We start from the raw sequence: 25145 nt of genomic DNA, 5'->3' as shown, positions 1-25145 counted from the left end.
GAGTCTAGGCGGCCGAGCCGGAGCGCACCCGGGCCGCCCGTCCGCCGGGACGGTGAGCCGGGCCACGCCGACGTGGGCGAGATTGGCTAGGCTCCACCTGTGACCGCACGGCTGCCGGTGTTCCCGCTCGCAACGGTGCTCTTTCCCGGGTTGGTGCTGCCGCTGCACATCTTCGAGGAGCGCTACCGGGCGCTGGTCCGGCACCTGGTCGACCTGCCCGAGGGCGCCTCGCGCGAGTTCGGGGTGGTCGCCATCCAGGCCGGCTGGGAGGTCGCGCCGGCCGGTCCCGGCGCCCGGCCCACGCCCGCCGGCGGCAGCGGCGAGGTCACCCTGCACGAGGTGGGCTGCACCGCCGAGCTGCGCCAGGTGACCGAGCTGGCCGACGGGGGCTTCGACATCGTCACGGTCGGCCGACGCCGGTTCCGGATCGCCGAGGTCGACGAGAGTTCCGCGCCGTACCTGACCGCGGAGGTCGAGTGGCTGCCCGAGCCGGCCGGGCCGGACGAGGTGGCCGACCTGCTGGCCGCCCGGGTGATCGCGGTTTTCCGGCAGTACCTCGGCCTGGTCCGGTCCGACCCGGAGGAGATCTCCGAGCAGCTCCCGGAGGACCCGACGGTGCTCTCCCACCTGGTGGCGGCGACCGCGGCGCTGACCGTCGACGACCGGCAGCGGCTGCTGGCGATCGACGACACCGCCGCCCGGCTCCGCGCCGAGCTGCGGCTGCTCAACCGCGAGGCGGCTCTGCTGCGTCAGGTGCGGGCGGTTCCGGTGCCGCTGGCGGAGCTGGCGTCCCCGCCGACACCCAACTGAACGCGGTCGGGTCGGGCTCCGGCTCCGGGCGCAGCGACGGCCAGCGCGACCAGCCGGCCAGCAGGGTGTACGTGACCGCGGCGCCGAACGCCGGCAGCAGCAGGTTGCCGTGCGGCACCGGCAGCACGCCGAGCAGCCAGTCGACGCCGCCGGCCCGCAGGTCGGCCGGTTTGGTGAAGGTCTGGCCGGGCGGGGCGCCGTCCAGCAGCCGGTCGAAGGTGGCCAGGCCGACCCGCCGCCCCACCTGCCAGGCCACCGGCGCGGCGGCGAGCGCGCCCAGCACTGCGGCGAGCAGCCCGACGGGGCCGCGCCGCCGGCGCAGCACGAACCACAGGGCGAGCGCCGCGAGCACCCCGAAGGCGAGCCCGAGCAGGCTGAACCAGCCGTCCGCGGCGATCGGCTGCTCCGGCTGCGGCTCGGCGTAGATCGCGCCCTCGGCGGTCTTGAGCACCGGGGTGTCGGGCGCGAGCGCGGCCCAGAGCAGCCCGAGCGGCGCACCCAGCACGGCCAGCGCGAGAACGACGCCGGCCACCGTCGCCCCGGTCCGCGCCGGCCTGCGCGGCGGATCGGCCGGGCCGGAGTCAGCGACCACATCCGGCGGCCCCCCGCCCGGACTCTGGTCCGTGACCGGGTCGGCCGATGCCGGTGCGGACGGCTCGTCGCCGGGCGGCGTGGGCCGGTCGGATTCGGGGCTGTCGGGGTTCACCCGATGATCCTCTCAGCTCGCCGGCCGGGCCGTGCACGGTCATCCGCGCTCCCGCCCGATGACGTGACCGCACCGCCTCCGGTCACCGGGCGAACGGCTCCACCATGGCCGAGGCGGCGCGTAGCCACGCCTGCCGGGTCTCCGGCTGGAGCTGGTGATACTCGATCGACGACCCGGTCTCGAGCGCCGGGTCGTAGGGCACCACGGCCACCGCGCGGGTACGGGTGGCGAAGTGCCGCTCCAGGTCGTCCTGCAGCACCGAGCGGCCCGGCGTGGGGCAGGAGATGAGGGTGATCGCGTTGTCGGCCAGCTCCCCCATGCCCTCCTCGTGCAGCAGGTCGAGCATCCAGTCGGCGCTGAACGCCGCGTCCTCGCGCGGCACGGTGGTCACCACCAGCTGGTCGGCGGCCTGCATCACCGTGCGCCAGTTGGCGCTCTCCACGTTGTTGCCCGTGTCCACGCAGACCACGTCGTGGGTACGCCGCAGCAGCTCCAGCACCCGCCGGACGGTGAACTGGTCCAGCCGTTGGGCGAAGCGGGGGCTCTCCTCGCCGGCGAGCACGTCGTACGAGCCGTCGGAGGCGTGCCGCAGGAAGTCGTCCAGCCGCTCCAGCAGGGTGGAGCCCTCCAGGATCTCGATCTGGGCCAGCTCGCCGATCAGGTGGCGGATGGTCCGGGCGTGCCGGGCGCTGCCGGCGCGCAGCCCGAGGGTGCCGCGCAGCTCGTTGTCGTCCCAGGCCAGCACGCCCCGCCCGCGCACGCTGCCGACCGTGGCCGCGGCGAGCACGGTGGCGGTGGTCTTGTGCACCCCACCCTTGGGGTTGGCGAACGCGAACACCCGCGGAGTGCCGAGGTCGCGGCGGAGCACCCCGGTGGCCCGCTCCAACTCCTGGTCGACGCCCTGCGGACGCCACTCGATGCGCGGCGGGTAGCCGCGCTCGGCGATGGCGGAGCTGACCGGTGGAACGGGTGGCGGCGCGACCGGCGGGGCGGGCGGCGGCGTCACCCGCGGGGCGGGCGGCGGCGCGACCCGCGGGGCAGGGGGCGGCGCGACCCGCGGGGCAGGCGGCGGCGCGACCCGCGGGGCAGGGGGCGGCGGGTAGCCGGTCTCCGGCTGGTAACCCGTCTCCAGCAGCGCGTACCGGGACTCCACCGGCGGGCTGCCGTGCCGGTAGCCGTTGTCCAGCAGCGCGTAGCGCGACTCGACCGGCTCGGCCCGGCGGGACGGCGGCTCCGGCTCGGGCTCGGCGCGGTACGCCGGCTCGGCGCGGTAGTCCGGCTCGGCGCGGTACGCCGGCTCGGCCCGGTAATCCGGCTCGGCGCGGTACGCGGGCTCCGCCCGGTAACCCGGCTCGCCCCGGTAGTCCGGCTCCGGCCGGTACGCCGGCTCGGCCCGGTAGGCGGGGTCGACCCGGTAGGTCGCCTCGGCCCGGTAACCCGGCTCCGCGCCGTACGACAGCTCGGCCGGGTGCCCGATGGCCGACGCCCGCCCGGCGTTGCCGTTGGGTGCCGCGCGCCGTGGCAGCGGATCCGGCGGCGGTTCCTCGGCTCGCCGGTCGGGTTCGGCCTGCTCGGGGGCGCGGGCGCCGTGCCGGGCGCGGTCCAGCAGCGCCCGCCACCTCGGCGCTGGTTCGGCCGGCCGGCCCCAGCCGGTCTCACTGCCCTCCACGGCCCGCCCTCCCAGCCCCATCGATCTCCGTCTGACAGGCTACGAAGGAAACCCTATTCGGACCACACCACGGCACGCACACCACCCGGCGCAGATCACGACGGGGAGGGCGCCGGCGGCCCGGTGTCGGTGGCGTCCGGCGAGGTCGTGACGCTCGGCGTGGCCAGCTCGGTGGGCTCGGCCGCCGACGGCTCGGGTAGTGGGATCGTCACGACCGGTGCGGGTTCCGACGATTCGCCCACCGATGCCGTGGGCGCCGGCGCGACCGGCGTCGACTCGACCGGCACCTCCGGGGTCGGCTCCGCGCTCGGGCCGGTGTCGGCCGGTGGGCGGACCACGTCGTGCTGCTCGGGCAGTGGCGGCGTGAAGACCGTGCGGTCCAGCCGGTACACCTCGGGGGCGGGGTCGACCGCCCGCACGTCCGGCCGGGTCGCCACGCCGCGCAGCGCCACCGGCGCCGCCCGCACCACCGCCGCATACACGCAGGCGCAGCCGGTGCGGTACGCGGCCGCCTCGGCCGCCGCCACGTCCGCACCGCTGGCGTACCGCTCGCGCAGCTCCCGCTCGTCCGCACCGTCGCCGCTCACGGCGGCGGCCCTCGCCCGGTAGTCCGCGGCTTCGGTGTCCTTGCGGACGGCCACCTGCGCCATTCCGGCGACCACGTCGTCCGGCACCCGCAGCGCGGGAAACTTGACGATCTCGGTCTGTCGGCCGGGCAGCGGCACCCGTCCGAAAACCGTCGAGACCGACACGTCGCCGAGCACCGCCGCCAGTCGCTGTGGCGGCAGGTACGCATCCAGCGTGACCAGGGCGTAGGTCTCCTCCCCGGTCACCGGAGCCGCCGTGGGCAGCGCGGCCAGGTCGGCCGCGGCGGACCGCAGGTAGCCGGGGACGGAGTCGCCGTCGACCACCCCGACCCGGGTCACCTCGCCCACCGTCCGGTCGCCGACCGGTGCGTCGTCGGCGGCCCAGACCGCGGTGCCCAGCACCGCCGCCGAGGAGAGCAACGCGGCCCAGGTGAGCACCCCCGACCGCGCCGACCGGTCGCCCAGCCGGGCCACGGCCCGGGTCAGCGGCGGCAGCAGCCGTTGGTCCAGCTGCCGCAGCAGGTCGCCGGCGCGCACGGGCGGGATCCCCTCGTCGGGTGGGTGTCGGGCGGTCGCCGCTCAGTCACGCAGGATCTGGAGCGCGCGTTCCAGGTCGTCAGGGTAGTCGCTGACGAACCGGACCTCGTCCCCCGTTCGGGGGTGCAGGAAGCTCAACTCGCGGGCGTGCAGCCACTGTCGGGCCAGCCCGAGCCGGGCCGACAGGGTGGGGTCGGCGCCGTAGGTGAGGTCGCCCACACAGGGGTGCCGCAGGGTCGAGAAGTGCACCCGGATCTGGTGGGTCCGGCCGGTCTCCAGGCGGACGTCGACCAGGCTGGCCGCCGGGAACGCCTCCAGCGTGTCGTAGTGGGTGATGCTCGGTTTGCCGCCCGAGACCACCGCCCAGCGGTAGTCGTGGGTGGGGTGCCGGTCGATCGGCGCGTCGACGGTGCCCCGCAGCGGGTCCAGGTGCCCCTGCACCACCGCGTGGTAGCCCTTGTCCACCTCGCGGTACTTGAAGGCCCGCTTCAGCGCGGTGTACGCCTGCTCGCTCTTGGCCACCGCCATGATCCCGGTGGTGCCCACGTCGAGCCGGTGCACCACGCCCTGCCGCTCGGCGGCGCCGCTGGTGGAGATGCGGTGCCCGATCGCGGCGAGGGCGCCGATCACCGTCGGGCCGGTCCAGCCCGGGCTCGGGTGCGCGGCCACGCCGACCGGCTTGTCCACCACCACGATGTCGTCGTCGGCGTACACGACTCGCAGACCCGGCACCGCCTGCGGCACCACGGTCGGCGGGGCGACCGGCGCGGGGAGCGTGACGTCCAGCCAGGAGCCGGCCTTGACCTTGTGCGAGTTGGGCCGAGCGGCGCCGTCGACCAGCGCGTCACCGGCATCGACCAGGGCCGCGGCGGCGGTGCGGGAGAGACCGAACAGCCGGGACACCGCCTGGTCCAGACGCATCCCGTCGAGCCCGTCCGGCACGGGCAGTGAGCGGTGGTCGCCGCCAGCGGCGAACGCGGAGGTCACGCCCGCTCCCGCTGGTCGGCGCCCTGGGTGGCGCTCGCGTCGGCCGGGTCGCCGTCGCGGCCGACCCGCCGGCCGTCACGCTGGCGGCCGGTCAGCTCCAGCAGCACGGCCAGCAGCACGCCGCAGACCAGCGAGCTGTCGGCCAGGTTGAACACCGGCCAGACCTGGCCGTACGGGTCGAAGAGGCTGATCATGTCGACCACGTGCCCGTGGAACGGGGAGGGCGCCCGGAAGATCCGGTCGACGAGGTTGCCCAGCGCGCCGCCGAGCACCAGGCCGAGCGAGATCGCCCAGGGCAGCGAACGCAGCCGCAGCGCCATCCAGACGATCCAACCGACCACCCCGATGGTGATCAGCGGGAAGATCCAGGTGTGGTCCGCGCCGATGCTCCACGCCGCACCGCTGTTGCGGGTGAGACTCAGGTAGACCAGCCCGCCGAGCAGCCGAACCGGCTCCCGGTCGGTCAGCGTGGCCAGCGCGAGGTGCTTGGTGACCAGGTCGGCCAGCAGGGCCACCAGGGCGACCCCGGCGAGGATCGCGACGGCCCTCGGCCGGGGTTTGTCGCCGCCCGGGTCGGTGCGGCCGGGTTCGGCGGACGGTGCTGCGGTCATGCGCTCCCCATCGACAGTCTCGGCGGTGATCGCTCACCGTCTCATCGCCGCCGGGGAGCGGACCTCAGCGCCGCTCCTCCAGCTGCTTGCACGTCACGCACAGGGTGGCCGACGGGAAAGCGGCGAGGCGCTCGACCGGAATCGGGTTGCCGCACCGCTCGCACCAGCCGTAACCACCCTCGTCGAGGCGCTCCAGGGCGCGCTCGACCTGCGTGATCCGTTCCAGGATGCTGTTGGCGAGAGAGATCTCCTGCTCCCGCTCGAGCGTCTTGGTGCCGGTGTCGGCCTGGTCGTCCCCGGCCGAGTCGGTCAGCCGATCGCGCTGCAGCTCGGTGATCTCACTCAGCGTCTGATCGTACTCGGCGCGAAGCTCGTCCCGCCGCGCCGCCAACGCCGCCCGGATCTTCTCGGTCTCCGCCGCGCTGCGGGTGGCCTTGGCCACCGGCTTGCGGCCGGCGGTCCTGGTGTCGGCTGGCTTCGCCATGGGTCGCTCCCTCGGCCGCGGAACCGCGTGGTCCGCGGCGCCTGGTCAGGGGGCGCCAACCAGGGCGTCCCCTATGTACGAAAAGGGGCGCACGGCGACGATGGCCGCGCACTCCGGAGGTTGGCAAGAATACGGAACGTACAGGCGTCCGACAACGTGCCGCACCGCCGCACCGCTTAACAGCCCCAAGCCTTGCCTAACTGGGGCAAAAGGAACGCTAGCAGATCAAAGGTCGGGCTCATCCCCGTACTCACCAAACCACCGGGCCAGGCGACCCCGCCGGCTGACCGCCCGCAGCCGGCGCTCGGTGGCGTCGCGCACCCCGCCGGTGGCCACGATCAACAGGCTGTCGCCGGTCTTCAGCCGGGTGTCCGGACCGGGTACGAAGCCCACCCCGTCCCGCAGCACCAGGGTGACCGAGGCGCCCGGCGGCAGCCGCAGCTCGTCGACGTGCACGCCGGCCAACCGCGAGCCCGGTGGCACCTCCAGCTGGAGCAGGTCGGCCCGCATCCGCTCCAGCGGCGCGGTCTCCACGTGAATCTCGGTGGCCTCGGCCGGCGCGGCGATCCGTAGCCGGCGGGAGAGCGGCCCGAGCGTCCCGGTCTGCACCAGCGTGAAGATCACGACCAGCACGAAGACCGCGTCGAAGAGGCGCTCCGCGCCGGGCACCCGCTCGGAGAGCGGAATGGTGGCCAGCACGATCGGCACCGCCCCGCGCAGCCCCGCCCAGGACAGGAACGCCTGCTCGCGCAGGCCGACCCGGAACGGCAGCGCCGACACGACCACCGACAGCGGCCGGGCCAGGAGCACCAGCGCCAGCCCGGCGACCACCGCCGGCAGCACCGCCGCGTCCAGCCGGCCCGGCGAGGCCAGCAGCCCGAGCAGCACGAACAGACCGATCTGGGCGAGCCAGGCCAGCCCGTCGGCGAAGCCGAGGATCGCCTGCCGGTGTGGCAGCCGGGCGTTGCCCAGCAGCACCCCGGCGACGTAGACGGCGAGGAACCCCGAGGCGTGCAGCACCGCCCCCGCGGCGTACGCCAGCACGGTGATCCCCACCGCGGCGATCGGGTACAGCCCCGCCGAGGGCAGCGCCGCCCGACGCAGCGCCCAGGTGCCGGCGACGCCGGCGCCCACGCCCACCGCGGCCCCGACACCCAGCTCGTAGATGACCAGGCCGGTCTCGTACCACCACGGGTGCGACCAGCCGTGGTGGGACAGGAGCACCACCAGCAGCACCACCGGGGCGTCGTTCATGCCCGACTCGGCCTCCAGCGCGGCCACCAGCCGGGGTGGCAGGCGCAGCCGGCGCAGGGTCGCGAAGACGGCGGCCGCGTCGGTGGAGGAGAGCACCGCGCCGTAGAGCAGCGCCAGCCGCCAGTCCAGTCCCAGCAGCAGGTGCAGGGCGACGCCGACCAGCACGATGCTGACCACCACGCCCACTGTGGACAGCGCGACGGCCAGACCGAGCACCGGCCGCAACGTGCTCCACCGGGCGGTCAGACCACCCTCCGCGATGATCACGATCAGCGCGCAGAAACCGAGGGTCCGCGTCAGCTCGACGTCGTCGAAGCGGATGCCCAGCCCGGACTCGCCGATCGCAACGCCGAGCGCCAGGTAGACCAGGAGGCTGGGCACCCCGAGTCGGGTGGAGAGGCGGACCGCGCCGACCGCCACCAGCAGCACCCCCGCGCCGAGCAGCAGCGCGATGTCCAGCCCGGGGGTCACGGTTGCCGAGGGCCCGCGTCGAAGTCGCCGGGGCCCGCCGCAGGCCGGCCGGGGATTTCGACACAGGCCCTGACCCGGGCGTTCCTCACCCGGCGGATCCGTCGCGCAGCCGGCACAGCACCTCGGACAGCTCCGGGCCGGGACGGTCGACGAGGAAGAGCTTGTCGCGGCTGGCCGCGCCGGTACGAAGCGACACCGCGGCCGGCCGGACGCCCAACGCGCCGGCCAACGCCCGGCGGGCGGCCTCGGTGGCCCGACCGTCCACGGCCGGGGCGTGCACCGCGATCACCAGGGCCGGGCCGTGCGGGCCGTCGAACCGGCCACCGACCCGGTCCCGGGAGGCGCCGGGTTTCACCCGTACCGCCACGGTGAGCGTGTCCTGCGCGGGCACCGGCGCCGCTTCAGATCGGCCGGGCGTCGGCGAGCAGGGCGGTGGCCGGCGCACAGTGCGCGCACGGGGTGAAGCCGAGCTCGACGGCCTCGGCGACCGGCAGCGTCTCTGACGCCCGGCCGACGAGGTGCGGGCAACTGGCGAGGTGGTAGCGGGGTCGACCGTCCACCACCTGGACGGGATCGGGCAGCCGGGCCACCCGGGCCGCCTCGGCGGGGGTGACCGGCTGCGGGGCCGGCTCCTCGTCCGCCGCGACATCGGCCGCTGGCGCGCCAACGCCCGACGCCTCGTCCGCCGGCGTCGCGAAGGGCGACGCCTGACCGGCGGACGAGGCGCGGGTGGAAGCGTGATCGGCCGGGGTCGCGAACGGCGACTCCTGGTCAACCGGCACGTCGAACGGCGACCCCTGGTCGGCCGGCGGGTCGGGTGGTTGCCGCCACCCGGTGCTGCCGGTACCGACCGTCGTGGGCACGTGCTGGACCGGCACTTCCGGCTCGACCAGCGGCGGCCCGTACGCGACACCCGGTCCGGCCTGGTTGGCCGTGCGGGGCGCTCCGAAGCTCCGCCGGCCGGTCCGGCCGGGCTCCGCCGCGGCGCGGTTGGCGGCTGCCTGGCGGGCGCCCACCACCAACGCCACGGCGGCCAGCAGACTGGCCGCGATGGAGATGGTCAACATGATGCTGGAGCCACCGGCCAGGCCGAGCACCAGTAGCACCACTGCGACGAGGATGAGCAGGAGACTCGCGACTATCACGGCTCACCCCCGCCGCGTCGTACCGTCCAGACTGGGCCGGCGACCGTCACCATCTGCGGACAGCGATCGCCGGCCGGTGTGCTCAGCGTCCGGCTTCGAGGGCGCCGGAGCGCCCGCCGCCGTACGAACCGGCGAGACCCGCGGCGGCCAGCCCGTTGCCACCGGCGACCCGGCCTGCCTCGGAGCGGGTCATCTCGGCTTCGAGGCCCTGGCCGCGCCCGTCGAGGTCACGCAGCTGGCTCTCCAGGTACGCCTTGAGCCGGGTGCGGTACTCGCGCTCGAACTGCTTGAGCTCCTCGATGTGCTTCTGCAGGGCCGTGCGCTTGGCGTCCAGGCCGCCCATGGCCTCCTGGTGCCGCTGGCGGGCGTCCCGCTCCAGGGCGTCGGCCTTCGCGCGAGCCTCGCGGGTCACCTCCTCGGCCTTGCCGCGGGCCTCGGACAGGAGCTGGTCGGCCTCGCGGCGCGCGTCGGACACGTGGTCGTCGGCGGTGCGCTGGGCCATCATCAGCACCCGCAGGGCCTGCTGCTCACCGTCACCGGTGACCGCTCCCGGGCCCCCGGTCGCGCGGACCTGCTCCAGCTCGGACTGCATGGCGCGGGCGGCCTGCTCGGCCGCCGCCTTGTCGCGCTGCACCCGGTCCAGTTGTGCCTTGACGTCGTTGAGCTCCGCCGCGAGTCGGGCGTCGCCGCCGGGGCCGGCGGGGGCACCGCCACGGCCGCCGCGCTCCACCTGGGCGCGCAGCTCGTTGTTCTCCTCGATGAGACGGGCGAGCTCGCGCTCAACCTCGTCCAGGAAGGCGTCGACCTCCTCCTCGTCATACCCCCGCTTGCCGATCGGCGGCTTTTTGAAGGCGACGTTGTGTACGTCGGCCGGGGTCAGCGGCATCGAAACTCCTCGGGTCAGTTGCGGCCGCGAAAGCGCGTCGGTCATCAGGCAGATGCCCTGATCGACGGCCCTAACACGAACTCCATCAGCACGAACAGGATAACCAGGAGCACAAGGGAGGCCAGGTCGATGCTCACGGTACCAATTCGCAGCGGAGGGATCACACGCCTCAACGCGTTGAGAGGGGGATCAGTGACGCTCCACACGGATTCCAGTCCCGCCGATGCTCCACGCCCCGGCTGCCACCGGCGGCCGTACTGCAGGACGGCGCTCAGCACAAACCGGGACAGAAGAAGGAGCAGGAAGACATAAAGGATCAGGTACAACACTTGCAGCAAGATCGACAACACGGTCAGCGACGTCCCTCGGGTCGGGCGATCAACTCAGACTGAAAAAGCCGCCCTCAGCGATCTTGGCCTTGTCCTCCGCGGTGACCTGGACATTGGCCGGTGAGAGCAGGAACACCCGATTGGTCACGCGCTCGATCGTACCGCGCAGCCCGAACGCCAGACCGGCGGCGAAGTCAACCAGACGGCGGGCATCGGCCTCATCCATCTCGGTGAGATTGATGATCACCGGAACACCGTCGCGGAAGTGCTCACCGATGGTGCGCGCCTCCCGGTACGTGGTCGGGTGCAGCGTAGTGATCTGGTAACGCTGCTCCTCCTCGGGCACCGCCCGTTCCCGTGCCGTGACCTGCGGCGCGAGGGCCAGGTTGTCCCTGGTGTGGTAGGTCAGCGCGCCGGAGGTCTCGCCGGCCGACGACCGGGTGATCGACCGGACGCTGGACCGCTCGACCCGCTCCGGACGCTCGCCGTCGCCCCGGTCGGACTCACCGGCCCGCCCGTTCGAGCGCTCGGAGAGCCGACCCCGCTCGCTGGCCCGCGGCCGGGGAGCCGGCGGCTCCTCGGTGTCCTCGTCGTCCTCGTCGGCGAACTCCTCGGCGTACCGGCTCTGCCGGTAACGCGAGTCGCGGTAGCCACCCTTGTCGTAGCCACCGTCGTCGTAGGCCCGCTCATCGTCCTCTTCGACCAGACCGAGCCAGACCCCCGCCTTGCGCAGTGCACCCATCCCGCGCCCTTCCGTCCGCCGTGCGGCACGCGCCCCCGTGCCATGTCGCCCGTCGCGAGTGGACAACCATGCCCATCGGACCGGAACGGCAATCCCCCTGGCACGCGATTCGCGCCGCGCGTCACGACCCCCGACTAGGAGACGCCGTTCCTGAAACAACACTGATGTAATTTGCTTCTATCGCAGTCAGGCTACCGCAGCGTGGAGCGCATTCCGAGCAACGCGCTACCGACGCGGACATGTGTCGCGCCGTATTGGATCGCGATTTCCAGGTCGCCGCTCATTCCGGCGGACAACGCGACCGCTCCCGGATGGACCAAGCGAAACGCCTCGGCCACCTCGGCCAGCCGGGCGAAGGCCCGCTCCGGCGCCCAACCCAGTGGCGCCACCGCCATCAGACCGGCCAGCCGCAGCGTCGGCGAGCCGGCCACCGCCTCGGCCACCGGCTCCAACCCGACACCCGGGTCGGCCGAACCCGGCAACGCGCCACCCCGGGCCGGATCGCCGTCGATGCTCACCTGGACCAGGGCGGCGAGCGGTCGCTCCCGGTCGGCCGCCGCGGTGGCCAGCGCCCGGGCCAGCCGGACACTGTCGACGGAGTGCACAACGTCGGCGTACCGGACCACCGAGCGGGCCTTGTTGCGCTGCAACTGGCCGATGAAGTGCCAGCGCGGGCTCACCCCGGCCCCGGTGACCTCGGCGGCCTTGCCGGCCGCCTCCTGGTCGCGGTTCTCCCCCACGTCGGTCACCCCGAGCCCGGCCAGTGCCAGCACGTCGCTGGCCGGGTAGGTCTTGGTCACCGCGATCATCGTGACCTCGGCACGATCCCGGGCGGCGGCGGCGCAGGCGTCGGCGATCCGGGCCCGAACCTGGGCCAGGCCGGCCGCGAGTTCGGCGCGCCGGTCCGGTCGTACCGTGGCTGAGCTGTCGGTCATCGGCGGTGTTCAGGACCCGTTCTTGAGGAAGTCGGGCACGTCCACGTCGTCGAAGAGCACCCGACGCGGCGACTGGGTCGGCGCCGGCATGGTGGCCGGCGCCTGGACCGGGGCGCTCTGCGCCGCCGGCTGGTTGGTGTTGGTCTTACGGGTCGGCTCGGCGGCCTTGTACGCCGGCGCGCCCCCGTCGAAGCCCGCCGCGATGACCGTCACCCGCACCTCGTCGCCGAGCGCGTCGTCGATCACGGCGCCGAAGATGATGTTGGCGTCCGGGTGGGCCGCGTCGGTGACCAGCTGGGCCGCGTCGTTGATCTCGAACAGGCCCAGGTCGGAGCCGCCGGCGATGGAGAGCAGCACGCCGCGTGCGCCGTCCATGCTCTGCTCGAGCAGCGGGCTGGAGATGGCCGCCTCGGCCGCCTCGACCGCGCGGTTCTCGCCCCGGGCGCTGCCGATGCCCATCAGCGCGCTGCCGGCACCGCTCATCACGCTCTTGACGTCGGCGAAGTCCAGGTTGATCAGACCCGGGGTGGTGATCAGGTCGGTGATGCCCTGCACACCGGAGAGCAGCACCTGGTCGGCGGTGCGGAACGCGTCCATCATGCTGATGCCGCGGTCGCCCAGCGCCAGCAGCCGGTCGTTCGGGATGACGATCAGGGTGTCGCACTGGTTGCGCAGTTCGTCTATTCCGGACTCGGCCTGCACCTGGCGGCGCTTGCCCTCGAAGGAGAACGGCCGGGTCACCACGCCGATGGTCAGCGCGCCGAGCTTGCGGGCGATGTTCGCCACCACGGGCGCGCCACCGGTGCCGGTGCCGCCGCCCTCACCGCAGGTCACGAAGACCATGTCGGCGCCCTTGAGCACCTCCTCGATCTCGTCCCGGTGGTCCTCGGCGGCGTTCTTACCGACGTCCGGGTTGGCGCCGGCGCCCAGCCCACGGGTCAGCTCCCGGCCGACGTCGAGCTTGACGTCGGCGTCACTCATCAGCAGCGCCTGGGCATCCGTGTTGATCGCGATGAACTCGACGCCCTTGAGCCCAACCTCGATCATCCGGTTGACGGCGTTGACGCCGCCGCCCCCGATGCCGACGACCTTGATGACCGCCAGGTAGTTGTGCGGAGGTGTCATCTCCGGTCCTTCCCTTCGAGATTGGCTTCGGCCGACCGGGTACGGCGTGGCCAGACCAGCGGCCGACGACAGCTGTCACCAGCGAGGATCAGAGCTGAACCCTCACCCTCTACTAGAGGCTTACAGTTATGTCAACCACTGATCCTCTTCGGGGCAACGTAAGCGCCGCCGCGCGATGAGCCAAGGACCCGACCGGCGTGTCGCCGCCCGGAGCGCAACGAGTCACCTTTCCGCACCTCGCGGCGCGCCCATCGGTCAGCGGAAGGTCACCACATCCGGGGCGCTCACGTCGATCCGGTCGGTGTCCTCGCCGAGCAGCGCGGTGGCCACCCGGGCCTTGTCCGTGCTCCGGGTCGCGTCGCCCCAGACCACCGTCCGGTCACCGCGCAACCGCAGGCTGATCCGGGCCAACCCCTCCACGCTCACGTCCACCAGCTCGGCACGCAGTTGCGGGGTCAGCGCGACGAGCACCTCGAGCGCGGCCCGGGTGCCCGGATCGTCGACGGCCGGCCGAGCCACCTTCACCGACGGCAGCTCGGCGGGGCGTCGGGCGACCGTCCGGAACGCCACGCCGGTCCGGTCGATCAGGGCGAACGCCTCCCCCTGCGGCACCGCCGCCACCGGAGTCCGCTCGGTCACCCGGACCACCAGCGCGCCCGGCCAGTCCCGGGACACCGTGGCCCGCTCCACCGGCGCCAACGCACCGACCCGCCGGGCGGCGGCGGCCAGGTCCACCCGGGCCAGCGGCACCCCGTCCGGCACCCCGACCGCATCACGCACCTGCACGGGGGTGACCAGGTCAGCACCGTCCACCTTCACCTCGCGGACCCCGAACAGCCCGGTGCCGAGCACCGTCCAGGCGACCAGCCCGACCAGCGCGAGCACCCCGGCGGCCACCGCCCACGGCAGCGCCGCGCGCATCCGGCGCTGGCGTGCCCGGGCCATGAACCGGCGGGTCGACGGCGGCACCGCGTCGCGGCCGGCCCGGACCAGCTGCCAACGCCGGACCGGACCGCGCCGCGGGGCGCCACCGTCGGCGGCGCTGGTCCGCCCTCGGGCCGGGCCGGGGCTCATCCGGCCGTGGGCGCCGCGCCGTCCGGTGCGGCGGTGCCACCGAGGGCCGCTCCGTCGCCACCGGCGGTGGCCCCGCCGGGCACCGGGCCGCCGATCGCCGGGGTGGTGGCCACCGGCTCGACGGTCGCGGTCGGCGCGGAGCCGGCGCGCGCGAGCAGGCCGGCCAGCAGCTCGTCACCCATCAGCGAGATCGGCGGGGCGCCCATGGTCACCACCACGTCCCCCGGGCGGGCCCGCCGGACCACCTCGACCGGCGCCTCCTCCCAGGAGTCGACGAAGACCTTGCGGTCGGCGGGCAGCGCCACCGCCTCGATCAGCGCCGCCGAGCCCTCACCGGGCTGGCGCAGCTCACCCGGCCCGAAGACCTCCAGCAGCACCAGTTCGTCGGCGATGGCCAGCGCCTCGGCGATCTCCGCCTGGGAGTCGCGGGTGCGGTACAGCCGGTACGGCTGGAAGACCACGATCAGCCGCCCCTCCCCCGCCACCTCGCGCAGCGTCTGCAACGCCAGCGTCATCGAGGTCGGGTGGTAGGCGTACTCGTCGTAGACCAGCACGCCGTCCGCGACACCCTTGCGCTCGAAGCGCCGCCGCACGCCGGGGAAGACCGCCAGCGCGGCCTCCGCCGCCGGCAGCGGCAGATCCAGCAGGTACGCGGCCAGCACCGCGGAGGCGCTGTTCAGCCCCATGTGCCGCCCCGGCACCGGCAACCGGAACTCGCCCAGCGACCGGCCGTCGATCGCGGCCAGGTAGCGCACCCCGCGCGCGGACGAGACGATCTCGGTCAGCCGCAGGTCGGCGTCGGCCGCCTCGCCGTACGTGTGCACCCGCCGCCCCTCGGCGCGCAGGGTCTCCGCCAGCCGCCGACCGCCCGGGTCGTCCGCGCAGGTGATGATGAAACCGTCCGGATCGGTGAGCCGGGCGAACTCGACGAACGCGGCCTCCAGCGTCGCGTAGTCGCCGTACGTGTTCAGGTGGTCCGCCTCGACGTTGGTGATGATCGAGACGTACGGGCGGTAGATGAGAAACGAGCGGTCGCTCTCGTCCGCCTCGACCACGAAGTACTCACCGGTGCCGTGGTGGGCGCCCGAGCCGACCTCGGAGATCTCCCCGCCGATCACGAAGGACGGGTCCACCCCGGCCTGCTGGAGCACCATGGTCGCCATCGACGTGGTGGTGGTCTTGCCGTGGGTGCCCGCGACGGCCACCGCCCGGCGGCCGGTCATCGCCGCGGCGAGCGCCTCCGAGCGGTGCAGCACCCGCAGGCCGCGCTGGCGCGCCTCGACCATCTCCAGATGGTCCTGCGGAATGGCCGAGGAGTAGACGACCGTGTCAACGCCGTCGAGGTTGGTCGCCTCGTGGCTCATGTGGATCGTCCCGCCCAGCGCCCGCAGGCCGGCCAGCGACGGCCACTCGCGCAGCTCGCTGCCGGAGACCGGGATGCCCCGGGTGAGGAAGAGCCGGGCCAGCCCGCTCATGCCGACCCCGCCCACCCCGATCAGGTGGATGGTGCCCAGGTCCTCGGCGGTGAGCGTGCCGGCCGGGGTGAACTGCGCGGTCATCGGGCCACCGCCTCGATGACGAACGAGCGCAGCGCCTCGTCCCCGTCGCGCCGCCCGTACGCGGACGCCGCAGCGCCCATCGCGTACAGCCGCTGCGGGTCACGGATGAGCGGGATCACGGTGCGCTCCAGCCAGTCGGGGGTCAGCTCCGCGTCGTCGACCAGCAGCCCGCCGCCGGCCTCCACCACGGGCAGCGCGTTGCGCCTCTGCTCCTGGTTGCTGTGCGGGTACGGCACGTAGATCGTGGGCAACCCGATGGCGGCCACCTCGGCGCAGGTCATCGCCCCGCCCCGGCCCAGCATCAGGTCGGCGGCTGCGTAGCCCAGCTCCATCTCCGACAGGTACGGCAGCGTCACGTACGGCACCGGCAGGTCGCTGGGGATCGGCACCGGCTCGTTGCGGGCGCCCATCACGTGCAGCACCTGCACACCGTTGCGGGCGAGTTCCTTGGCCGCCCCGGAGACCGCCAGGTTGATCGAGCGGGCGCCCGACGAGCCGCCCGCGACGAAGAGCACCGGCAGGTCCGGGCGGAGCCCGAAGTGCGCGCGGGCAGCGTTGCGCAGCGCGTACCGGTCCAGCCCGGCGATGCTGCGGCGCAGGGGCACTCCGACCACGGTGGCGTCGCGCAGCGACTCGGCCTGGCTCGGCTGGTGCGGGAACCCGACGGCGACGTTCTTGGTGAACTTCATGCCCAGCCGGTTGGCCACCCCCGGCGGCACGTTCACCTCGTGGATCACCATCGGCAGCTCCCGGCGCCAGGCTGCGAGGTAGGCCGGCACCGAGACGTACCCGCCGAAGCCGACCACCACGTCGGCGCGCACCTCGTCGATCACCTTGCCCGCCGCGCGGGCCGCGGTCCACATCCGGCCCGGGGTGCGGACCAGGTTCATGTTGACCGACCGGGGCAGCTGGTACGCCGGGATCTGCCGCAGGTCGTAGCCGTGCGGCGGGATCAGCTCGTTCTCCATACCGCGTGGTGTGCCGAGGCAGGTGATCCGGACGCCCGGGTCGTGTCGGCGCAGGCAGTCGGCGAAGGCGAGCAGCGGGTAGACGTGCCCCCCGGTGCCACCTCCCGCGAGCACCACCGAACGCAGCGGACCCATCAGCGTCTCCTCTCGCTCGCCGTACCGCTGCGAGTCCGGTCCTGCCGGACCCCGCGCGGTGCGGCCTGGTCGTCCTGGCGCCGCTTGCGGGACCGGGGCACGGACCCTCGGCCAGCCGGCGGCGTCGCCGATCGGCGACGCCGGCCGGGAAGCGGCGGCAACGGGGCCCAGAGTAGTCGGACCCACCGGGCCGGCGGACGGGCATGCAGTGCTCTGGCCGCATCGGGTTCGGCGCGCGCGAAGGACGCCAGCATGCCGATCGCGGCCAATGTCACGACCAGGGCACTTCCGCCGTCGGAGATGAACGGCAGCGGCAGGCCGGTGATCGGCAGCAGCCCGACCACCCCACCGATATTGATCACGGCCTGGCTGACCAGCCAGGTGGTCACCGCCGCGGCGGCGAGCCGCCGGAACGGGTCGTCGACCCGCCGGGCGACCCGCAGCCCGGTGTACGCGAGCACCGCGAAGAGCGCGAGCACCACCACGCAGCCGATCACGCCCAGCTCCTCGGCGATGATCGCGAAGATGAAGTCGTTGTGCGCCTCGGGCAGCCAGTCCCACTTGAGGCTGCTCTTGCCCAGCCCGACACCGAACCAGCCGCCGTGCTCGATGGCCAGTCGGCCCTGATAGAACTGGAGGCAGTCGCCGAGCTTGCACGTCTCCGGGTCCGGCGGGTTGAAGAACATGGTTAGCCGGGCGAACCGGTAGTTGTCCGCGCCCTGCTCGCCAGAGCCGGCGCCCAGCGACGCCACCGCGATGAGCAGGCCGACGCCGAGCAGTCCGACCACCGTCAGCGCGCCGAAGACCCGCATCCGCACCCCGGCGGCCCAGAGCAGGCCGACCACCAGGGCCAGCAGGCACAGCATGGTGCCCACGTCGTTGTAGCCGACCAGCACGAAGAGCAGACCCATCACCGGGAAGAGCGGTGTGGCCAGCTCCCGCCACCAGCCCAGCGCGGCGCCCTTGCGGGCGATCAGGTGCGCGCCCCACAGCACCAGCGCGAACTTGGCCAGCTCGGAGGGCTGCAGCTGGATCCCGCCGATGAACAGCCAGAGCAGCCGCGCCTCGATCGGGCCGATCCGGGCCGAGTCCTGGTCGGTCAGCCGGGCGTAGGCGAGCAGCAGGTTGAGCACCAGCAACAGCGCCACGGCGGTGAACAGCAGCGGCCGGCCCAACGACCGGTAGGTGCTGGCGGGCAGCCGCTGGCAGGCCCAGAACACCCCGATCCCGATCACCGCGAAGATGGCCTGCTTGGTCACCGAGGCCGAAGCGTTGCCGTCCTCGGCGTAGTCGCGCACGCTGGTCGCCGAGAAGACCATGGTCAGCCCGATCAGCAGCAGCAGGCCGGCGCTGGACAGCAGCAGGTAGTAGGAGGCCAGCGGCCGGTCCAGCAGGCCGCGCAGCGCCGCCAGCCCGCCGGCCGCGTCCAGCCCACGTACGGCGATCAAGCCGCCGGCCGTGGGCTCCTGCGGCGGTGGTGCTTCGGATCCGAGCTGGGCCGATCCGCTGGGCCGTGGTGTGGCCTTGGCTCCCGCCTCCGGATGACGCACCGATCGTGTCCCGCCGGCCGCGTTGGTGTGTTCCTCCCCCATCCGCTCATCATCACCGCTCTGCCCGGATGCGCCCGCCGCAACACCGTTCTCGGCGTGTCGCCGCACGCGCGCCCGTCCTGAGCCGCGCCGATCTAGGGAGAATCGCTGCTAGCTGATCTTCAGCCACTGCAATCCGCCCTAGATCGGCGCGATCGGGGGGATCGGCGCGATCGGCGCGATCGGGGGGATCGGGGATCAGGTCATGTTGGCGAGGAACTCGCTGTAGAACAGGCCCAGCGCGATGGCCACCCCGATACCGGCGATGATCCAGAACCGGACCACGATGTTGACCTCACTCCAGCCGGCCAACTCGAAGTGGTGCTGCAACGGCGACATCCGGAACACACGTTTGCCGGTGGTTCGGAAGGAGATGATCTGGATCACCACGGACATCGTGATGATCACGAAGAGCCCGCCGATGATCGGGAGCAGCAGGATGGTCCGGGTGGACATCGCCATACCGGCGATGAGGCCGCCCAGCCCCAGCGCCCCGGTGTCACCCATGAAGATCCGCGCCGGGGACGTGTTCCACCACAGGAAGCCGACACAGGCCCCCGCCGCCGCCCCGGCTATCAGCGCGATCTCCAACGGGTCGCGGACGGCGTAGCAGTAGTCCTGGGTGTAGCTCGGGTCGGCGCACCAGTGTCGGTACTGCCAGAACGCGATCAGGGCGTACGCGGCGAGCACCATCACCGAGGCGCCGGTGGCCAGACCGTCCAGGCCGTCGGTGAGGTTCACCCCGTTCGTCGCGCCCATCACCACGAAGATGAAGATGATCACCGCACCGATCTTGCTGACCTCCAGGGCGTCGATGTCCCGGATGAAGCTCAGCGTGGTGCTGCCCACCGTCTCGGTGTTGGTCACCGCGCCCGTCGCGTCGGTCATCGTGCTCGGGAAGTACAGCGCCACCACGCCGAAGACCGCGCCGACCAGGATCTGGCCGAGCAGCTTGCCGCGCTTGTTGAGCCCGGCGCTGTTGCGCTTGCGCACCTTGAGGAAGTCGTCGAGGAAGCCCACCGCACCGGAGAACACCATCAGCCCCAGCAGCACCAGCGCGGTGATGGTCGGCTCCACCTGGGCGATCTGCGCGTCCGGCAGGGTGGTCAGGGCCAGGTGGCCGGCCACGTACGCGATGACCGTGGCCAGGATGAAGACCACGCCGCCCATCGTGGGCGTGCCCTTCTTGGTCTGGTGCATGGCCGGGCCCTCGGCCCGGATCGGCTGGCCGGCCTTGAGCCGGGTGAACACCTTGATCGCGATCGGGGTGCAGAAGAGCGAGACGAGGAAGGCCACCCCGACGGCGACGATGACCGCCCTCACGCGGTAGCTCCATTCCCGGAGGTGGCGTCGGCGCGCAGGGCGTCGGCCACCTCCCACGTCCGGTACCGGGAGCCCTTGACCAGGACGACATCGCCCGGTCGTAGCTCGCCCCGCAGCACCTCGACGGCCGCCGCCTGATCGGTGAGCAGCACCGACTCTCCTCCCCAGTTCCCTACCGCTGTCGCGCCCTCATGGATCGACGCAGCCGGCTCACCCACCACGAGCAGCCGGTCGACACCCAGCTCGGCCGCGAGTTGGCCGACCTCAGCGTGGCCGTCCCGCTCGAACGGGCCCAGCTCGGCCATGTAGCCGAGCACCGCGACGGTACGCCGACCCTGACCGAGGCTGGCGAGCGCCTTCAGCGCCGCCGACATCGAGGCCGGGTTGGCGTTGTACGAGTCGTCGATCACGGTCACCCCGTCGGGGCGGTCGAAGACGTCCATCCGTCGGGTGGACACCAACCCCAGCTCGCCGAGCGCCGTTGCCAGCTCGGCCAGCGGCATGCCCAGCTCCCGGGCGACCGCCGCCGCGGCGAGGGTGTTGGAGACCTGGTGACGGCCGGTCAGCCCGAGCCGCACCGGCGCGCTCCCCTCCGGGGTGACCAGGGTGTACGACCCACGCCCCCGGTCGTCCAGCGTGACGTCCTCGGCCCGCACGTCGGCGTCCGGCGCCTCGCCGTAGCGGACCACCCGGGCCCGGGTGCGGCTCGCCATCGCGTCCACCCGCGGGTCGTCGGCGTTGAGCACCGCCAACCCGTCCGGCGGCAGCGCCTCGACCAGCTCCCCCTTGGCCACGGCGATGGTCTCCTGCGAGCCGAACTCACCGATGTGCGACGTCCCGACGTTGAGCACCACGGAGATCCGCGGCGGCACGATCTCGCACAGGTAGCGCACATGCCCCACCCCGCGCGAGCCCTTCTCCAGCACCAGGTAGCGGGTGTCCGGCCCGGCCCGCAACGCGGTGTGCGGGTGCCCCAGCTCGTTGTTGAACGAGCCGGGCGGCGCCACCGTGGGCCCGAGCCGGGCGGTGAGCTGGCCGATCAGGTCCTTGGTGGTGGTCTTGCCGGAGGAGCCGGTCAGGCCGATCACGGTCAGCCCGGGCAGCCGGTCCACCACCGCGCGGGCCAGCCGGCCCATCGCGGTCAACGCGTCGGTGACCAGCACCATCGGTACTCCGGGCACCTCGCGGGTGCCGAGCACGGCCACCGCGCCGGCCGACATCGCCGCCGACGCGTAGTCGTGCCCGTCGACCTTCTCCCCCGGGAAGGCCACGAAGAGCGACCCCGGCCCCACCTTGCGCGAGTCGAACTCGACGGGGCCGGTGACGGTGGCGGCCGGGTCGGCGGCGACCAGCCGCCCGTCGACCGCCGCGGCCACCTCGGCCAGGCTCAGCGCGATCACCGCTGACCCGCCAGATCCCCGAAGCGGGCCCGCAGCGCGTCGGCCAGCTCGATGCTGTCGTCGAACGGGAACACCTCGCCCGCCACCTCCTGGCCCCGCTCGTGACCCTTGCCGAGCAGCGCGATCACGTCGCCCGGCGCGGCCAGCCGGACGGCCTCGCCGATCGCGGCCCGGCGGCCGGCCACCTCGATGATCCGGGCGGCCGTGCCGGCCCGGTACGCCCCGGCGAGCACCTCGGCGCGGATCTCCGCCGGGTCCTCGGTGCGCGGATTGTCGTCGGTCACCAGCACCACGTCGGCCCCCTCCGCCGCGGCGGAGCCCATCACCGGCCGCTTGCCCCGGTCCCGGTCCCCGCCGGCACCGATCACGCAGATCAACCGGCCGGCGCTCAGCTCACGCAGCGCGGCCAGCGCGGCCACGATCGCGTCCGACTTGTGCGCGTAGTCGACCACCCCGCGCACCGGCGCGGCGACGTCGACCAGCTCCAGCCGGCCGGGCACGCCGCCGCAGGCGGCCACCCCGGCGGCCGCGGTCGCCGGGTCCACCCCGGCGCCCACCAGCGCGGCGATGGCCAGCAGCGCGTTGGCGACGTTGTGCCGCCCGGGCAGCGCCACCCCGGCGGGCAGGACCACGCCGTCCGGGCCGTGCGCGGTGAACCGCTGGGCGTACCCCTCGCCGTCCACGCCGTCGGCCCACCAGGTCGCGGCCGGGTCGCCGGCCGCCGAGTAGCTGACCGTCGCCGGCCGGTACAGCGGCTTCAGCGCCGGGTCGTCGTGGTTGAGCACCTCGACCGCGCACCGGCCGTCGAAGAGCTGTGCCTTGGCGGCGAAGTAGTCGGCGCTGTCGGCGTGGAAGTCCAGGTGGTCGGAGCCGAAGTTGGTGTAACCGCCGACGGCGAACCGGACACCGCCCACCCGGCCCATGGCCAGCGCGTGGCTGGAGACCTCCATGACCACCGCGGTGACCCCCCGCTCGCGGGCGACGGCCAGCATGGCGTGCAGGTCGGTCGCCTCGGGGGTGGTGCGAACGCTGTCGACCACCAGGTCACCGAGCCGGGTCTCCACGGTGCCGATCAACCCGGTGGTGTGCCCGGCGGCGCGCAGCCCCGACTCGATCAGGTAGGCGGTGGACGTCTTTCCGGCGGTGCCGGTCACGCCGATCACGGTCAGCTCGGCGGTCGGGTCGCCGTGGACGGCCGAGGCCAGCTCGCCGAGCACCGCGCGGGGGTCGGGCACCACCAGGGCGGGCAGGCCGGTCCCCGCCGCCAGCTCGGCGCCGGCCGGGTCGGTCAGCAGGGCCACCGCACCGGCCTCGGCGGCGCCGGCGGCGAACTCCGCGCCGTGCCGCCGGGCGCCGGGCAGCGCCGCGTACAGGTCGCCGGGGCGGACCTCCTGGCTGGCGTGGGTCGCCCCGGTGACGACCACTCCGGCGTCGTCCGCCGGGAGGTCGACGGCGAGCCGGACGGCGAGGTCACCGAGCCGGACTCCGGTCACGGTACGTGGACGTGGATTGCCGGGCACGGCGTCAGACCCTACCCGGTCGTCCGGTTCCGGCCGCACAGCCGCCCCGGTGGTTCTTCGGCACTCACCGATGATGTCCCGCCGTCGCTGCTCAGCGCGGATAGACCACGAACTTGGGCGCCGAACCGCCGGTGGACGGCGGTACGCGGTAGTGACGCAGCGTGAACTGCATCATGTCGCGGAACGCCGGCACCGCGATCGCCGCACCTCCGCCGTCGGGCGCGTACACGAAGACCGCGATCACGTACCGGGGCTTCTCGGCGGGAGCCATGCCGATGAAGGAGGACACCTCGCCGCGCTGCTTCTTGCCGTCCACCAGCCGCCAGCCGGTGCCGGTCTTGCCGGCGATCCGGTAGCCGGGGACCGCCGCGCCCACGCCGGTGGCGCCGTCGACCGTGGTGACCGCCTCCAGCATGGTGCGCAGCGCCGCCGCGTTCTGCGGGCTGAGCACCGACCGGGTGATCGGCGCGGGCGTCGGGGTGCGCTTGCCGTCCGGGCCGATCGTCTCCTTGACCAGGTGTGGCTGCACGTACGTGCCGTCGTTGGCGATGGCGGCGTACGCGGCGGCCATCTGCAGCGGCGTGGCGTCGACGCTGTGCCCGATCGGCACCGATCCGTACGACGACCCGCTCCACTCGTCGGCCGGCAGCAGCCGACCGCTGGCCTCGCCGGGCACTCCCTCACCGGTGGGCTGGCCGAGCCCGAACCGCTTCTGGTAGTCGATCAACCGGTCCCGGCCGAGCTTGTCGGCGATGGTGATGGTGCCGACGTTCGACGAGTAGGCGAGCATCCCGGGCATGCTCATCCGCCGGCCGTTGGCATGGTGGGTGTCGGAGAACCAGGTGTCGCCCATCTTGATGCTGTTCGCGATGGGCAGCGTGGTGTCCGGGGTGATCACCCCCTCCTGCAACGCCGCGCCGAACGTGATCGCCTTGTGCACCGAGCCGGGGTCGACCACGAAGCTGGTCGCCGCGTCCTCCCGGGCGACCGGGTCGCTCGGGATCGGCTTCGCCGCGTTGTAGGTGGGGTGGCTGGCCTGGGACAGCACCTCGCCGGTGGGCACGTCGATGATCACCGCCGCGGCCGTGCCGCCGTGCTGCCGCGCCATCCCCGCGCTGAGGATCTGCTGCGTGCGGAACTGCAGGTCGCGGTCGGTCGTGAGGGCGATCGAGCTGCCCGGCTTGGCCGGGGTGGTCTTGCTGTAGCCGCCCGGGATCGGCGCGGCGAGGTCACCGAGGCCGGCCTCGTACACCCGCCTGCCGTCCTGCCCGGCGAGCAGATCGTTGTAGCGGGCCTCCAGCCCCTCCAGCCCGACCATGTCCTGGCTGGTGAAGCCGATCAGGTTGGCCGCCAGGTCGTCGCCGGGCACCTCGCGGCGCTCGTCGCGGTGCACCCCGATGCCGGGCAGCTCGAGCGCCACCACCTGCTTGGCGGTCGGGATCTCCACCCCCCGGGCGAGGTACTCGAACCGGGACGGGTTGCCGTTCTCCAGCTTGCGGGGCTTCATCAGCTCGGTCAGCTTCGACACCGGCATGCCGAGCAGCGGGGAGAGGGCCTTCGCGGTGGCGGCCGAGTCCTCGATCTCGGTCGGGTCGGCGAACACGTACCGCGCCTCGACGCTGTGTGCCAGCGGCTCGCCGGTGCGGTCGTAGATCGCGCCGCGCGGCGCGGGCAGCTCGACCGTGCGGGTCCGGTCGGCGACGCCGCCACCGGCGTACGCCGGGGTGTCCACCGCCTGGAGGAAGATCAGCCGGATCCCGATGGCGGCGAACAGCGCCAGGGTCAGGGCGGTGCCCAGCCGCAGCCGCAGCCGCGGGTCGGCCAGCTTCGGCGGTCGCGGCGGCTTGCGGGACGGCCGGCGGGCCGCCGGGCGGTCGGCACGGCGCGGCGCGCGCGGCGTGGTCCGCCGGCGCGGGGGCGGCTCGTCGCCGGCCGGGCCGCGCGGGGTACGGGGCGCGACGGTGCGCACGACCCCGCCGCGTCCCGCCGCCGGGGCGTCCCGCCGGCCGGATCGGGCGGCGGCCCGGCCGCCGTCGAGCACCTGCAACGCCGGCCGGAACGGATCGCCGGACCGGGTGCTGCGCGGGGTACGCCGCTGCTCGGCACCCCCGCTGCGCGGCGGCGTGCCGCGCTCCTCGCGGATGGTCCGACCCCGAGGGGTGTACGCCCGGGCGCCGGAGATCCCTCCCATGCCCGGCTCGCCGGCGCGCGACTCCCCGTCCGTGGCGCCGGCGTCAGGTGAAGAGCCGCGCCGGGACCCCTTGGGATCCCGGCGCGGCTCGTCAGACCTCGGTGGCAC

23 protein-coding genes are annotated in these 25145 nt (G+C 73.7%); 1 reads left to right on the top strand and 22 read right to left on the bottom strand.

Translation table 11 applies throughout. The annotated features are described in order from the left end of the window. The first annotated feature begins 99 nt into the window (after nucleotides 1-99). Nucleotides 100-810 (top strand): LON peptidase substrate-binding domain-containing protein, encoded by a 711-nt coding sequence (locus KBX63_RS14915; RefSeq protein WP_210911636.1) that lies wholly within the window; start codon nucleotides 100-102, stop codon nucleotides 808-810. Here the strand turns inward: KBX63_RS14915 and KBX63_RS14910 are convergent. The 22 genes from KBX63_RS14910 to KBX63_RS14805 all read right to left on the bottom strand — a co-directional run bounded on the left by KBX63_RS14910 (nucleotide 725) and on the right by KBX63_RS14805 (nucleotide 25145). Then, the gene (locus tag KBX63_RS14910; RefSeq protein ID WP_210911634.1) at nucleotides 725-1516 is read right to left on the bottom strand and encodes a DUF2567 domain-containing protein; all 792 of its coding nucleotides are present in this window, start codon (nucleotides 1514-1516) and stop codon (nucleotides 725-727) included. The genes KBX63_RS14915 and KBX63_RS14910 overlap by 86 nt on opposite strands. 82 nt (nucleotides 1517-1598) lie before the next feature. After that, complete coding sequence (locus tag KBX63_RS14905) at nucleotides 1599-3206, bottom strand: AAA family ATPase (protein ID WP_210911632.1); 1608 nt, start codon at nucleotides 3204-3206, stop codon at nucleotides 1599-1601. 74 nt (nucleotides 3207-3280) lie between these two features. Beyond that, nucleotides 3281-4309 (bottom strand): hypothetical protein, encoded by a 1029-nt coding sequence (locus KBX63_RS14900; RefSeq protein WP_210911630.1) that lies wholly within the window; start codon nucleotides 4307-4309, stop codon nucleotides 3281-3283. A 42-nt stretch (nucleotides 4310-4351) separates the two neighbouring features. Then, the gene (locus tag KBX63_RS14895) at nucleotides 4352-5296 is read right to left on the bottom strand and encodes an RluA family pseudouridine synthase (RefSeq protein ID WP_210911628.1); all 945 of its coding nucleotides are present in this window, start codon (nucleotides 5294-5296) and stop codon (nucleotides 4352-4354) included. Continuing rightward, a complete protein-coding gene (lspA, locus tag KBX63_RS14890; RefSeq protein ID WP_210911626.1) occupies nucleotides 5293-5907 on the bottom strand; it encodes a signal peptidase II in 615 nt (204 codons plus the stop codon). Before lspA ends, KBX63_RS14895 begins: the two co-directional genes overlap by 4 nt. A gap of 64 nt (nucleotides 5908-5971) precedes the next feature. After that, nucleotides 5972-6391 (bottom strand): TraR/DksA C4-type zinc finger protein, encoded by a 420-nt coding sequence (locus KBX63_RS14885; RefSeq protein ID WP_074313014.1) that lies wholly within the window; start codon nucleotides 6389-6391, stop codon nucleotides 5972-5974. A gap of 225 nt (nucleotides 6392-6616) precedes the next feature. Then, entirely contained in the window at nucleotides 6617-8116 is a 1500-nt protein-coding gene (locus tag KBX63_RS14880) for a potassium/proton antiporter (protein ID WP_210911625.1), read from the bottom strand. Nucleotides 8117-8201: 85 nt separating this feature from the next. Beyond that, entirely contained in the window at nucleotides 8202-8507 is a 306-nt protein-coding gene (locus KBX63_RS14875; protein ID WP_210911623.1) for a DUF167 domain-containing protein, read from the bottom strand. 10 nt (nucleotides 8508-8517) lie between these two features. Continuing rightward, nucleotides 8518-9261, bottom strand: coding sequence for a hypothetical protein (locus tag KBX63_RS14870; RefSeq protein WP_210911621.1), 744 nt, complete (start codon nucleotides 9259-9261; stop codon nucleotides 8518-8520). Nucleotides 9262-9343: 82 nt separating this feature from the next. Further along, on the bottom strand, nucleotides 9344-10147 hold the full coding sequence (locus KBX63_RS14865; RefSeq protein WP_210911619.1) for a DivIVA domain-containing protein: 804 nt from the start codon (nucleotides 10145-10147) through the stop codon (nucleotides 9344-9346). Between the two features lie 44 nt (nucleotides 10148-10191). After that, nucleotides 10192-10497, bottom strand: a complete 306-nt coding sequence (locus KBX63_RS14860) for a YggT family protein (protein WP_030334503.1) — start codon at nucleotides 10495-10497, stop codon at nucleotides 10192-10194. Between the two features lie 28 nt (nucleotides 10498-10525). After that, nucleotides 10526-11218 carry a cell division protein SepF gene (locus KBX63_RS14855; RefSeq protein ID WP_210911618.1) on the bottom strand — a complete coding sequence of 231 codons (693 nt, stop codon included), beginning with the start codon at nucleotides 11216-11218 and terminating at the stop codon, nucleotides 10526-10528. Between the two features lie 191 nt (nucleotides 11219-11409). Next, nucleotides 11410-12153, bottom strand: coding sequence for a YggS family pyridoxal phosphate-dependent enzyme (locus KBX63_RS14850; protein ID WP_210911616.1), 744 nt, complete (start codon nucleotides 12151-12153; stop codon nucleotides 11410-11412). Nucleotides 12154-12162: 9 nt separating this feature from the next. Beyond that, nucleotides 12163-13278, bottom strand: coding sequence for a cell division protein FtsZ (ftsZ, locus tag KBX63_RS14845; protein ID WP_210911608.1), 1116 nt, complete (start codon nucleotides 13276-13278; stop codon nucleotides 12163-12165). A 255-nt stretch (nucleotides 13279-13533) separates the two neighbouring features. Then, nucleotides 13534-14352, bottom strand: a complete 819-nt coding sequence (locus KBX63_RS14840; RefSeq protein WP_210911606.1) for a cell division protein FtsQ/DivIB — start codon at nucleotides 14350-14352, stop codon at nucleotides 13534-13536. Further along, entirely contained in the window at nucleotides 14349-15911 is a 1563-nt protein-coding gene (murC, locus tag KBX63_RS14835) for a UDP-N-acetylmuramate--L-alanine ligase (protein ID WP_210911605.1), read from the bottom strand. Before murC ends, KBX63_RS14840 begins: the two co-directional genes overlap by 4 nt. After that, complete coding sequence (gene murG, locus KBX63_RS14830; RefSeq protein ID WP_210911603.1) at nucleotides 15908-17014, bottom strand: undecaprenyldiphospho-muramoylpentapeptide beta-N-acetylglucosaminyltransferase; 1107 nt, start codon at nucleotides 17012-17014, stop codon at nucleotides 15908-15910. The genes murC and murG overlap by 4 nt, the downstream gene beginning before the upstream one ends. Beyond that, nucleotides 17014-18426 (bottom strand): FtsW/RodA/SpoVE family cell cycle protein, encoded by a 1413-nt coding sequence (locus tag KBX63_RS14825; protein ID WP_374102222.1) that lies wholly within the window; start codon nucleotides 18424-18426, stop codon nucleotides 17014-17016. The genes murG and KBX63_RS14825 overlap by 1 nt, the downstream gene beginning before the upstream one ends. A gap of 375 nt (nucleotides 18427-18801) precedes the next feature. Beyond that, nucleotides 18802-19926: a phospho-N-acetylmuramoyl-pentapeptide-transferase gene (gene mraY / locus KBX63_RS14820; RefSeq protein ID WP_210911601.1), complete on the bottom strand. Its 1125-nt coding sequence runs from the start codon at nucleotides 19924-19926 to the stop codon at nucleotides 18802-18804. Continuing rightward, nucleotides 19923-21326 (bottom strand): UDP-N-acetylmuramoyl-tripeptide--D-alanyl-D-alanine ligase, encoded by a 1404-nt coding sequence (gene murF / locus KBX63_RS14815; protein WP_210911599.1) that lies wholly within the window; start codon nucleotides 21324-21326, stop codon nucleotides 19923-19925. Before murF ends, mraY begins: the two co-directional genes overlap by 4 nt. Then, complete coding sequence (locus KBX63_RS14810; RefSeq protein ID WP_210911597.1) at nucleotides 21323-22885, bottom strand: UDP-N-acetylmuramoyl-L-alanyl-D-glutamate--2,6-diaminopimelate ligase; 1563 nt, start codon at nucleotides 22883-22885, stop codon at nucleotides 21323-21325. Before KBX63_RS14810 ends, murF begins: the two co-directional genes overlap by 4 nt. Before the next feature lie 52 nt (nucleotides 22886-22937). Further along, nucleotides 22938-25145, bottom strand: coding sequence for a penicillin-binding protein 2 (locus KBX63_RS14805; RefSeq protein ID WP_210911596.1), 2208 nt, complete (start codon nucleotides 25143-25145; stop codon nucleotides 22938-22940).

Source organism: Micromonospora sp. U21 (assembly GCF_018070045.1).
Lineage (GTDB): Bacteria > Actinomycetota > Actinomycetes > Mycobacteriales > Micromonosporaceae > Micromonospora.
This window is presented reverse-complemented; position numbering and strand designations above follow the sequence as displayed.

Bases quoted from the DNA above. Each gene is read 5' to 3' on its own strand.
- KBX63_RS14865 (WP_210911619.1), bottom strand. From the start codon at position 10,147: ATGCCGCTGACCCCGGCCGACGTACACAACGTCGCCTTCAAAAAGCCG.
- murG (WP_210911603.1), bottom strand. From the start codon at position 17,014: ATGGGTCCGCTGCGTTCGGTGGTGCTCGCGGGAGGTGGCACCGGGGGG.
- KBX63_RS14885 (WP_074313014.1), bottom strand. From the start codon at position 6,391: ATGGCGAAGCCAGCCGACACCAGGACCGCCGGCCGCAAGCCGGTGGCC.
- murC (WP_210911605.1), bottom strand. From the start codon at position 15,911: ATGACCGCGCAGTTCACCCCGGCCGGCACGCTCACCGCCGAGGACCTG.
- KBX63_RS14840 (WP_210911606.1), bottom strand. From the start codon at position 14,352: ATGAGCCCCGGCCCGGCCCGAGGGCGGACCAGCGCCGCCGACGGTGGC.
- KBX63_RS14850 (WP_210911616.1), bottom strand. From the start codon at position 12,153: ATGACCGACAGCTCAGCCACGGTACGACCGGACCGGCGCGCCGAACTC.
- lspA (WP_210911626.1), bottom strand. From the start codon at position 5,907: ATGACCGCAGCACCGTCCGCCGAACCCGGCCGCACCGACCCGGGCGGC.
- ftsZ (WP_210911608.1), bottom strand. From the start codon at position 13,278: ATGACACCTCCGCACAACTACCTGGCGGTCATCAAGGTCGTCGGCATC.
- KBX63_RS14855 (WP_210911618.1), bottom strand. From the start codon at position 11,218: ATGGGTGCACTGCGCAAGGCGGGGGTCTGGCTCGGTCTGGTCGAAGAG.
- KBX63_RS14905 (WP_210911632.1), bottom strand. From the start codon at position 3,206: ATGGGGCTGGGAGGGCGGGCCGTGGAGGGCAGTGAGACCGGCTGGGGC.